Here is a 9,897-nt window from a genome sequence, read left to right as displayed (position 1 = left end):
GACCCCGCCGCCGGGCAGGTCGTCGTCGTCATCGCGGCGGCCGCGGCCGGCCGGCCAGTCGCCGTCCGCCGGGGCGTCCTCGGGAAGGCCGCCGACGGCCATCAGGCGGGCCATCAGCGCGGAGGACGGGCCGGGCGTGCCGGTGCGGGTCAGCATGTGCTTGACGGCGCGGGCCTCGTCGACCTCGGCGAGGCAGTGCGGGCAGGTCGCCAGGTGGGCCTGGACGCGGTCGCGCGAGTCGTGGCCGAGCTCGCCGTCCAGGAAGGCGGAGAGGCGCTCGCCGAGGTGGTGGTCCTCGGCGGGTGCGGCGGGGCGGACGGGAAGCGCGTGCAGCGCCGTGTCCGCGGGCAGTGCCACCGCGGGCAGCACGGGCTCACCGGGTTCGTCGCCTCCGCGACGGCCCGGCAGGGCCCAGCCCCGTCGGTTCGGGGACCGGTCGGAGGCGTCCGACCGACCCGAACCGGACCGGCTGGTTCCGCTCACGACCGCCTCCGTCCGCGCCCACCGGGCGCGACCGCGGCCTCGACCGCTCCGACGCCGACCGGCACCGGCTCCTCCGAGCCGCCGCGGCGCTCCCGGCCGGGGGCCGAGCCGGGGGCGCGGTGCTTGAGCGCGGCGCGCAGGTGCGAGCGGCCGCGGTGGATGCGGCTGCGGACGGTGCCGAGCTTGACGCCCAGCGTGGCGGCGATCTCCTCGTAGGACAGGCCCTCGATGTCGCAGAGCACCACCGCGGCGCGGAACTCCGGCGCCAGGGTGTCCAGGGCCTGCTGCACGTCGGCGTCGAAGTGGGTGTCGCTGAAGTGCTGGGCCGGGCTCGGCTCGCGGGAGGCGAGCCGCTCGGCCGCGTCCTCGCCGAGCGCGTCGAAGCGGATGCGCTGGCGGCGGCGGACCATGTCCAGGAAGAGGTTGGTGGTGATCCGGTGCAGCCAGCCCTCGAACGTGCCGGGGGTGTACGTGGACAGCGAACGGAACACCCGGACGAAGACCTCCTGGGTGAGGTCCTCGGCGTCGTGCTGGTTGCCCGTCAGGCGGTAGGCGAGCCGGTAGACGCGGGCGCTGTGCGCCTCGACGATCTCCTCCCAGCTGGGCGGAGTCCAGGTCTGCGCGTCGGGACCCTCGGTGAAGGTCGCGAGGGCGGGGGCCTCGGTGGCGCCGCCGGCCGGCGTCGCGGCCACGGGCTGGTCCAGGTCGGAGTGCGCAGGCTGGTTCATCACGGGCTTCGGCGTACGGGCTGACGCGGTGCCGCGGGAGTGCCGCCGCACAGGGACGTCGCCCTCGGCCACACCTCCTCGGTCGGCTCTTCTGCCCAGCAGGGCCACCACCATATCCACCTCACCCGTCAAGCCCGGATAAAAGTGCCCGGGAGGTCTTCCGCACCCGGTCCGTCCTGACAACGGCCCGCCGCCGTACGCGGTTCCCGGTCGGCCAGTAATCTGTGCCAGGAAATATCGACATCCTTCGGCACCGGGCCTCGCCCGGGGCTCCGAAAGAGGCAGCCATCAGCGAGTTCGGGCCCGCGCACGCGGCCCTCGCCGACACCTACGTGAGCGAGGACGCCGTGCTGACCTACGCCCGGGCGCAGTCCGCGCGGACCGGGATACGGGCGATCGGACCGAGCGGCGGGGCCTGCCTGCGGCTGCTGGCCGCCGCGCTGGACGCCAAGGCGGTGGCCGAGATCGGCACCGGCACCGGGGTGTCCGGGGTCTACCTGCTGCGCGGAATGCGGCCGGACGGCGTGCTCACCACGGTCGACTCCGAGCCGGTGCGCCAGCAGCTGGCCCGCGAGGCGTACCAGGCGGCCGGGTTCGCGGCCAACCGCTCCCGGTTCATACCGGGCCGGGCGCTGGAGGTGCTGCCCCGGCTCGCCGACGGCCAGTACGACCTGGTGTTCTGCGACGGCGACCCGGTCGAGTCCTGCGAGTACCTGCGGGAGGCGCTGCGGCTGCTGCGGCCGGGCGGGATGGTCTGCTTCGAGGGCGTCTTCCAGGAGGGCCGGCTGGCCGAGCCGGAGCTCCAGGACCCGCAGACCGGCGCGGTCCGGGACCTGGTCCGGGACGTGCGGGAGAGCGAGGCCCTGCTGCCGGCGCTGCTGCCGGTGTCGGACGGGCTGCTCTGCGCCGTCAAGCGCTGAACATCAAGCGCTGAGCGTCACGCGCCGAGCCCGGCGCCCCTTCGGGCCCGGGCCCGGGCCCGGGAAAACGTGCGGACCCGGGCCGACATGACGTCGAACCCGGGCCCGGCAGCACATCTCCAGGAGATGGCGAGCACCTGCTGCGGTCAGCCGCAGGCCTTCTTCAGGGCCTCGCCGAGGGCCTGGGCCTCGTCCGGCGTGAGCTCCACCACAAGGCGTCCGCCGCCTTCGAGCGGAACGCGCATGATGATGCCCCGTCCCTCTTTGGTGACTTCGAGCGGGCCGTCACCCGTCCGCGGCTTCATGGCCGCCATGCTCGTTCCCCTTCCTGCAACCGCTCAGCTACGCACCGGCAGTCCGTCCACCGCCGGTATCGAACGCATTGATCGGAAGCCATTATCCCGCATGCCACGGGCTGATGACCAACATCACTCTCGGTGCAACCACGACCGGACCGCCCCCAACCGCCGCAAACCACGTCATAAGCCCCGGCGTGGCGGTGGTGCGGACACCGCCCGAAGGTGCGATACCTCACACTCCCCAGGCCCCCGCGTGCTCCGGCATCCTGACACACACGACCGACAACGCCTCGATCCCGGGAGCCCTCACCCATGTCCGATTCCGTGCTGTACGAGCTGGACGGCGGCCTGGCCGTCATCACCATCAACCGCCCGGAGGCGATGAACGCGCTCGACGTCGCCACCAAGGTCGCGCTGCGCGACGCCGTGACCGCCGCGGCCGCGGACCCGGCGGTGCGGGCCGTCCTGCTCACCGGAGCGGGCGAGCGGGCGTTCTGCGTCGGACAGGACCTGAACGAGCACCTGGCCATGCTGAAGCGGGCCGAGGAGACCGGCGAGGGCGCGCTGCGGACCGTCGGCGAGCACTACAACCCGCTGGTGCGGGCGCTGGCCGGGATGCGCAAGCCGACCGTCGCCGCGGTCGGCGGGGTGGCGGCCGGGGCCGGCGCCTCGCTCGCCTTCGCCTGCGACTTCCGCGTCCTGTCCGACCGGGCCGGCTTCAACACCGCCTTCGCCGGGATCGGGCTGACGGCCGACTCGGGCGCCTCCTGGACGCTGCCCCGGCTGGTCGGGCACGCCAGGGCCACCGAGCTGCTGATGCTGCCCCGCACGGTCAAGGCCGCCGAGGCCGCCGAGCTGGGCCTGGCCACCAAGGTGGTGCCGGCCGGGGAACTCGCCGCCACCGCACGGGCCTTCGCCCGCGAGCTGGCCGAGGGCCCGACCGTCGCCTACGGCGCCATCAAGGAGTCGCTGGCCTACGGCGCCTCCCACTCGCTGAACGAACTCCTCGACAAGGAGGACGAGTTGCAGACGCTGGCCGGCGACAGCGAGGACCACCGGATCGCGGTGCGCGCCTTCATCGCCAAGGAGAAGCCGACGTACCTGGGCCGCTAGGGCCGGTGTCCGGGTCCGGGCCGGCCGGCCCGGACCCGCCGGTCAGCCCTTGGCGCCGGTGCGGACGTGGCAGTCCGCCAGGTGGTCGTCGACCAGCCCGCAGGCCTGCATCAGGGCGTACGCGGTGGTCGGGCCGACGAAGCGGAAGCCCGCCTTCTTCAGCGCCTTCGCCAGCGCCGTCGACTCCGGCGTGACGGCCGGCACCTCGCCCATCGTGCGGGGGGCCGGCCGGCCCGGTTCGGCGGCGAACTGCCAGATCAGCGCGTCCAGGCCGCCCGCCAGGTCGCGGGCGACCCGCGCGTTGGCGATCGCCGCCTCGATCTTGGCCCGGTTGCGGATGATGCCGGCGTCGGCGAGCAGGCGCTCCTTGTCCGCCTCGCCGAACTCGGCGACCTCGGCGATCCGAAAGCCCGCGAACGCGGCCCGGAAGCCCTCGCGGCGGCGCAGGATGGTCAGCCAGGACAGGCCGGACTGGAAGGCCTCCAGGCAGACCCGCTCGAACAGCGCGTCGTCGCCGTGCACCGGGGGGCCCCACTCGGTGTCGTGGTAGACCCGGTAGTCGTCGGTGGAGTCGCCCCAGCCGCAGCGGCGCAGGCCGTCCGCGCCGAGCACCGCGCCCCCGGCCGGGTCGGTCACTTCTCCGTCCCCGGCTTCGCGTCCTCGGGGGCGTGCTCCCCGGCCGGCTGCTTGGCGAGCACCACGGCCGGCTCGACCACCTGGGCGAACTGCTCCAGGCCGGGCAGCGGTTCGGCCGCCGGGTCGGGGGCGCTGGTCGCCTCGACGGCGCCGCGCAGGTGGGCGGCGGCCTCCAGCTCGGCGATCCGCGCGTCGCGGTAGGCGAGTTCGGCGCCGAGGCGGTCCAGGACGTCGTCCACCTCGTCCATCCGGTAGCCGCGCAGCGCCATCGGCAGGCGCAGCTCGTCCACGTCCGCCCGGCCCAGCGGGCGGTCCTGCGGCAGCCGCGCGGAGATCCGGTCCGGTGCCGCCTCCGGCATCGAGCCGCCCCCGCCGAGCGCCACCAGGGCGGCACCGCCGACCACCACGGCCATGGCGACCACGATCACCCAGAACACGAGCTGTCCTCCCGAACTCCCGGCCGGTCCGCTATGTGGTGGCAGGCAACCACACTGATCATGACAGCATGGTCCCTTAGTGAGGCCGGGGGCCATCATCGCACCCGCAGGAGCTCTGGAGGAGACATCGGTGGCACTGCGCCTGGGACCGCGGGAATTCGGTGACGACGAGCTGGTGATCATGGCGATCGTCAACCGGACGCCGGACTCGTTCTTCGACAAGGGCGCGACCTTCGCCGACGAGGCCGCCTTCGCCGCCGCGGACCGCGCGATGGCCGAGGGCGCGGCGATCCTGGACATCGGCGGGGTGAAGGCCGGGCCCGGCGACGAGGTCACGGTCGAGGAGGAGCTGCGGCGCACCGTGCCCTTCGTGGCCGAGCTGCGCAAGCGCCACCCCGAGGCGGTGATCAGCGTGGACACCTGGCGGCACGAGGTCGGCGAGGCGGTCTGCGAGGCGGGCGCGGACCTGCTGAACGACGCCTGGGGCGGCGTGGACCCGAGGCTCGCCGAGGTGGCCGCCCGGTACGACGCCGGGCTGGTCTGCACCCACGCGGGCGGCGCCGAGCCCCGTACCCGGCCGCACCGGGTCGGGTACGAGGACGTGATGGCGGACATCCTGCGGGTGACCGTGGGGCTCGCCGAGCGCGCGGTGGAGCTGGGCGTACGGCGGGACGCGGTGGTCATCGACCCGGGGCACGACTTCGGCAAGAACACCCGGCACTCGCTGGAGGCCACCCGGCGGCTGCCGGAGATGACCGCGACCGGCTTCCCGGTGCTGGTCTCGCTCTCCAACAAGGACTTCGTCGGCGAGACCCTGGACCGGCCGGTGAACGAGCGGCTGCTCGGCACCCTGGCCACCACCGCGGTCTCGGCCTGGCTGGGCGCGCGGGTCTACCGGGTGCACCAGGTCGCGGAGACCCGCCAGGTGCTGGACATGGTCGCCTCGATCCGGGGCACCCGCCCCCCGGCGGTCGCCCGCCGGGGGCTGGCGTGAACCCTCCTGTCGGCGCTCGGCTCGCCTCCGGGGCGCTCGGACCCGGTGCCGACGTTCGTCGCTCCGGCGCTCGTCCCTCGCTTGTCGCTCCTCGCTTTCGGCACCGGCGCGACCCTTCGGCTCGCTCGCGCTAGATCTCGTTCGCGGGCCGGCGGGCGTCGGCGAGGATCTTCATGACCTCGTCGATCTCGTCGGTGATGTGGAACAGCTCCAGGTCGTGCGGGGCCGCCTTGCCCTGCGCGACCAGGGTGTCCTTCAGCCACTCGTACAGGCCGCCCCAGTAGGCGCTGCCGTAGAGGATCACCGGGAAGCGGGTGACCTTCTTCGTCTGCACCAGGGTGAGCGCCTCGAACAGCTCGTCCAGCGTGCCGAGGCCGCCGGGCAGGACCACGAAGCCCTGCGCGTACTTCACGAACATCGTCTTGCGGACGAAGAAGTAGCGGAAGTTCAGCCCGAGGTCGACGAACTCGTTGAGGCCCTGCTCGAAGGGCAGCTCGATGCCGAGCCCGACGCTGAGGCCGCCCGCCTCGGAGGCGCCGCGGTTGGCAGCCTCCATCGCGCCCGGGCCGCCGCCGGTGATCACCGCGTAGCCGGCCTCGGCGAGGGCCCGGCCGATGGCCACGCCCGCCTGGTACTCGGGCGAGTCGACCGGGGTCCGGGCGGAGCCGAAGACACTGATCGCGGGCGGGAGTTCGGCGAGGGCGCCGAAGCCCTCGACGAACTCCGAGGTGATCCGCAGGACCCGCCACGGGTCGGTGTGCAGCCAGTCGGTCGGACCGGTGGTGTCCAGCAGGCGCTGGTCCGTGGTGCTCGTACCGACCTGGTCCCGGCGCACCAGCACCGGGCCCTTCTGCTTCTCGGGCCAGGCCTTCTTCTTCCGCGGCGCACCGACCTGCTCGGGGCCGTGGCCGTAGTGCTTCTCGTCTCCTGTGCCTGTCATGACGAAACCCTACGCCCGCCCTCCCCCGTTTTCAGGCAACGGGGGAAGGTCGGTTGAGCATCCGGAAGGTGGCGTTCGACTGCTGATCGGACGAGCGTCGCCGGCAGCGGCTCAGCTGGTCAGCCAGGCGCGCATCCGGTCCTCGACCTCGGCGATGGCGCTCAGCGAGCAGTACTCCTCGCGCTTGTGCGCCAGGTTCGGGTCGCCGGGGCCGTAGTTGACCGCCGGGACGCCGAGCGCGCTGAACCGGGCGACGTCGGTCCAGCCGAACTTGGCCCGGGCCTGGCCGCCGGTGGCCTCCAGGAAGGCCTGGGCGGCCGGCTGGGAGAGCCCGGGCAGGGCGCCCACGGCGAAGTCGGTGACGGTCAGCTCGAAGCCGTCGAAGACCTCGCGCACGTGCTTCTCCGCGTCCACCTCGTCGCGGTCCGGCGCGTAGCGGAAGTTGACCGTGACGACGCACTCGTCCGGGATCACGTTGCCGGCCACGCCGCCGTCGATCCGGACCGCGTTCAGGCCCTCGCGGTACTCCAGGCCGTCGATCTCCACCCGGCGCGGCTGGTAGTTCTCCAGCCGGGTGAGCACCTCGGCGGCGTGGTGGATGGCGTTGTCCCCGAGCCAGCTGCGGGCCGAGTGGGCGCGCCCGCCGGTCAGCCGCACCTGCGCCCGCAGGGTGCCCTGGCAGCCGCCCTCGACCATGCCGCCGCTGGGCTCCATCAGCACCGCGAAGTCGCCGGCCAGCCACTCCGGGTGGTCCTTGGCCAGGTGGCCGAGGCCGTTGCGGGAGGCCTCCACCTCCTCGCAGTCGTAGAAGACGAAGGTGAGGTCGCGGTTGGGCTCGGGCACCGTGGCGGCGAGGCGCAGCTGCACGGCCACGCCGGACTTCATGTCCGTGGTGCCGCAGCCGTGGAGCAGGTCGCCCTCGACCCACGAGGGGAGGTTGTCGGCGATCGGCACGGTGTCCAGGTGGCCGGCCAGGACGACGCGCTCGGCCCGGCCCAGGTTCGTCCGGGCCACCACGTTGTTGCCGTGGCGGTCCACGGTGAGGTGCGGGTAGCCGCGCAGCGCGGTCTCGATGGCGTCGGCGAGCGCCTGCTCGTCGCCGCTCACCGAGGGGATGTCGACGAGCCGGGCGGTCAGCGTGCCGCCGTCGAGAGTGAGGTCCAGGGGCGTCGGGTTCGAGCTGCTCATGGGAGCCAGCCTAATCCGCGGCCCGGTCCGGCCGGTGCGGCGGTCCGCGACGCGGACCGGGGCCGCCTCGGTCGGCGCGCCCCTCGGCTCCCGGAGGCGAGTGGGCGGGTGACGGCAACCGGAAGGCGCCGCACATCCGTCCGAGTGGGTACGGTGTCGGATCAAGGTGCAGGCGCGAGAGGGGCGACGGTGGCCAGGAGAAGGAGCAGCGAAGAGCTGGGCGACGAAGAGGAGCCCACTCGCCGCCGCGGGCCGCTTCGCGCCCTGCTGATGGTGATCGTCGGGCTGCTCGGCCTGGCCATGGTCGCCGGCCTGGCCGTGGTCGGGATCTGGTGGTTCGGTTTCAAGCCCGGCGCGTCCGAGGAGTGCTCGGTGAAGACGGCGGCGGGGAACGGCACGCTGGAGCTGCCGCAGGCCGCCAACGCCGCGACGATCGCCGCGGTGGCGCGTTCGCGCGGGCTGCCGGACCGGGCCACCACGATCTCGCTGGCGACCGCCATGCAGGAGTCCAAGCTGCGCAACCTCGCGGGCGGCGACCGGGACTCGATCGGCCTCTTCCAGCAGCGGCCGTCGATGGGCTGGGGCACCCCGGCGCAGATCTCGGACCCGGTGTACGCGACCAACAAGTTCCTGGACGGCCTGGTCAAGGTCCCGGGCTACACCCGGATGCCGCTGACCGACGCCGCGCAGACGGTGCAGAAGAGCGGCTACCCGCAGGCCTACGCCAAGCACGAGACCAAGGCGACCCTGCTCACCTCGGCGCTGGCCGGCCGGGAGCCCGCCTCGTTCTCCTGCGTGGTGCACGACTACGCCAAGCCGGACCCGGCGGACTCCGCCTCGGCCGCGCCGGGCGCCACCCCGGGCGCCACCGCGGCCCCGGCCGCCGCGCCGGACCGGGCCCAGGTGCTGTCCGACCGGGTGCGCCGGGAGTTCGGCCGCACGGTGACCCCGGCGACCGGCTACACCTCGACCATCAAGGGCGCCGAGAACGCCGTCTCGCTGACCCCGGACCCGGCCACCGCCGCCCTGACCTCCTCGCCGGACGCGGGGGCGGCGGACGGCGGGGTGAGCGCCGAGCGGGCGAGCGGCTGGGAGGTCGCCCACTGGGCGGTCGCCCAGGCCCAGCAGCTGGGCATCGCGACGGTCGCCTACGACGGGAAGATCTGGCGCAAGTCCAAGTCCGAGGACGGCTGGCAGAACCAGACCTCGGGCACCTCGACCAAGCTCGTCCAGGTCACGCTGGCCCCGGCCGACAAGAGTTGACGCACTGGTGTTCGGGTTGCCGCCGGACGGGTGATTCCGGTCAACCCCGATGGACCGGCCGCCCGCTCCGGCGAACCCGGCTGGAGAACCGTCACTCCCCTTGACCGGGGCGGTTCGACGGCGTCCGACCGGGCCGGTCGGGCAGCACTGTTGTGGTCGTACGATCCGATGGTCGGCCAGGAAGATTCCTTGCGTCGGCCGAAACCTTCTGGCTTCTCAAGCGGTAACAACGTCGTCCGCCCGGTCGTCCACGCCCGGTCCTTTGGCGGACGGGACGGACCCAGACCCCTTCGAGGAGCCCCATGTCTCACCCCCTCACGCGCCGGATCGCCCAGGCCGCGCTCGTCGTGGCCGCCGGAGCGACCCCGCTTCTCGCGGCCGGCTCCGCGTCCGCCCTGGGCGGGGACGCCCTGCTGCCCAAGAGCGACCTCGCGGCACCGCTGGGCCAGCTGGCCAACACCGACACCGGTTCCACCCTCCAGCACACCACCCACCAGCTCGGCCAGGCCGCCGGGACCACGGGTGCGGCCACCGTCGCCGCCGGCGTACCGGCCTCCGCCGACGCCGCCGGAAACATCGTCGCCCAGCAGCTGCCCGAGGCCAACGAGAAGGCCGGCTCGCTGACCGCCCCGGTCGACCAGACCGCGGCGACCGCGGGCCAGCTCTCCTCGGTCACCCCGAAGGTCGCCTCGTCCCTGGCCGGCAAGCTCGGCGAGGCCGTCACCGGCAAGAGCGCGGAGACCCGCAGCGCCACCGCCGGCACCGGCCCGCTCGGCGGACTCACCCAGGCGGGCTCGGTCACCCAGGCCGTGCCCGGCGCCGAGACGCTCACCGGCGCCGTCCCCGGCGGCACCGCCGTCGCCGACGCGCTGCCGGTCGGCGCGGTGCAGCGCGCG

General features: G+C 73.9%; 12 protein-coding genes. 5 read left to right on the top strand and 7 right to left on the bottom strand.

Annotated features, from left to right (window positions below; all coding sequences use genetic code 11):
• Together AE652_RS25890 and sigE are read right to left on the bottom strand one after the other, a co-directional pair.
• A partial coding sequence (locus tag AE652_RS25890; protein ID WP_369808331.1) for a zf-HC2 domain-containing protein occupies positions 1-357 on the bottom strand: 357 nt, incomplete at its 3' end.
• Positions 358-479: 122 nt separating this feature from the next.
• Positions 480-1,211: an RNA polymerase sigma factor SigE gene (gene sigE, locus AE652_RS25885; RefSeq protein ID WP_049655634.1), complete on the bottom strand. Its 732-nt coding sequence runs from the start codon at positions 1,209-1,211 to the stop codon at positions 480-482.
• Between the two features lie 287 nt (positions 1,212-1,498).
• Between sigE and AE652_RS25880 the strand changes: the two genes are divergently transcribed.
• Positions 1,499-2,131: an O-methyltransferase gene (locus tag AE652_RS25880; RefSeq protein WP_049655642.1), complete on the top strand. Its 633-nt coding sequence runs from the start codon at positions 1,499-1,501 to the stop codon at positions 2,129-2,131.
• Positions 2,132-2,277: 146 nt separating this feature from the next.
• Here AE652_RS25880 and AE652_RS44225 read toward each other — a convergent pair whose 3' ends face one another.
• Positions 2,278-2,445: a DUF3117 domain-containing protein gene (locus AE652_RS44225; RefSeq protein ID WP_074001376.1), complete on the bottom strand. Its 168-nt coding sequence runs from the start codon at positions 2,443-2,445 to the stop codon at positions 2,278-2,280.
• A 297-nt stretch (positions 2,446-2,742) separates the two neighbouring features.
• Between AE652_RS44225 and AE652_RS25875 the strand changes: the two genes are divergently transcribed.
• Positions 2,743-3,543 (top strand): enoyl-CoA hydratase-related protein, encoded by an 801-nt coding sequence (locus tag AE652_RS25875; RefSeq protein WP_049655633.1) that lies wholly within the window; start codon positions 2,743-2,745, stop codon positions 3,541-3,543.
• Positions 3,544-3,585: 42 nt separating this feature from the next.
• On the opposite strand, the gene AE652_RS25870 is transcribed toward AE652_RS25875, so the two are convergent.
• Together AE652_RS25870 and AE652_RS25865 are read right to left on the bottom strand one after the other, a co-directional pair.
• Positions 3,586-4,179, bottom strand: a complete 594-nt coding sequence (locus tag AE652_RS25870) for a DNA-3-methyladenine glycosylase I (protein WP_049655632.1) — start codon at positions 4,177-4,179, stop codon at positions 3,586-3,588.
• Positions 4,176-4,616, bottom strand: coding sequence for a DivIVA domain-containing protein (locus tag AE652_RS25865; protein ID WP_063780265.1), 441 nt, complete (start codon positions 4,614-4,616; stop codon positions 4,176-4,178). Before AE652_RS25865 ends, AE652_RS25870 begins: the two co-directional genes overlap by 4 nt.
• A gap of 181 nt (positions 4,617-4,797) precedes the next feature.
• Here AE652_RS25865 and folP point away from each other — a divergent pair, with 181 nt between their 5' ends.
• A complete protein-coding gene (folP, locus tag AE652_RS25860; RefSeq protein ID WP_049655640.1) occupies positions 4,798-5,610 on the top strand; it encodes a dihydropteroate synthase in 813 nt (270 codons plus the stop codon).
• A 130-nt stretch (positions 5,611-5,740) separates the two neighbouring features.
• Here the strand turns inward: folP and AE652_RS25855 are convergent, their stop codons facing one another.
• Both AE652_RS25855 and dapE read right to left on the bottom strand, forming a co-directional pair.
• On the bottom strand, positions 5,741-6,550 hold the full coding sequence (locus AE652_RS25855) for a TIGR00730 family Rossman fold protein (protein WP_049655631.1): 810 nt from the start codon (positions 6,548-6,550) through the stop codon (positions 5,741-5,743).
• Positions 6,551-6,661: 111 nt separating this feature from the next.
• On the bottom strand, positions 6,662-7,738 hold the full coding sequence (gene dapE, locus AE652_RS25850) for a succinyl-diaminopimelate desuccinylase (RefSeq protein WP_049655629.1): 1,077 nt from the start codon (positions 7,736-7,738) through the stop codon (positions 6,662-6,664).
• 189 nt (positions 7,739-7,927) lie between these two features.
• Between dapE and AE652_RS25845 the strand changes: the two genes are divergently transcribed.
• A complete protein-coding gene (locus AE652_RS25845; RefSeq protein WP_181970669.1) occupies positions 7,928-9,001 on the top strand; it encodes a hypothetical protein in 1,074 nt (357 codons plus the stop codon).
• A 302-nt stretch (positions 9,002-9,303) separates the two neighbouring features.
• On the top strand, positions 9,304-9,897 hold a 594-nt coding region (locus AE652_RS48485; RefSeq protein ID WP_053112248.1), incomplete at its 3' end, for a hypothetical protein.

This window comes from Kitasatospora sp. MY 5-36 (assembly GCF_001182915.1).
In the GTDB taxonomy this organism is placed as follows: Bacteria; Actinomycetota; Actinomycetes; order Streptomycetales; family Streptomycetaceae; genus Kitasatospora.
This window is presented reverse-complemented; position numbering and strand designations above follow the sequence as displayed.

Excerpts from the sequence above, each read along its gene's own strand:
- AE652_RS25875 (WP_049655633.1), top strand. The coding sequence starts at position 2,743 with ATGTCCGATTCCGTGCTGTACGAGCTGGACGGCGGCCTGGCCGTCATC.
- AE652_RS44225 (WP_074001376.1), bottom strand. The coding sequence starts at position 2,445 with ATGGCGGCCATGAAGCCGCGGACGGGTGACGGCCCGCTCGAAGTCACC.
- dapE (WP_049655629.1), bottom strand. The coding sequence starts at position 7,738 with ATGAGCAGCTCGAACCCGACGCCCCTGGACCTCACTCTCGACGGCGGC.
- AE652_RS25855 (WP_049655631.1), bottom strand. The coding sequence starts at position 6,550 with ATGACAGGCACAGGAGACGAGAAGCACTACGGCCACGGCCCCGAGCAG.
- folP (WP_049655640.1), top strand. The coding sequence starts at position 4,798 with ATGGCGATCGTCAACCGGACGCCGGACTCGTTCTTCGACAAGGGCGCG.
- sigE (WP_049655634.1), bottom strand. The coding sequence starts at position 1,211 with ATGAACCAGCCTGCGCACTCCGACCTGGACCAGCCCGTGGCCGCGACG.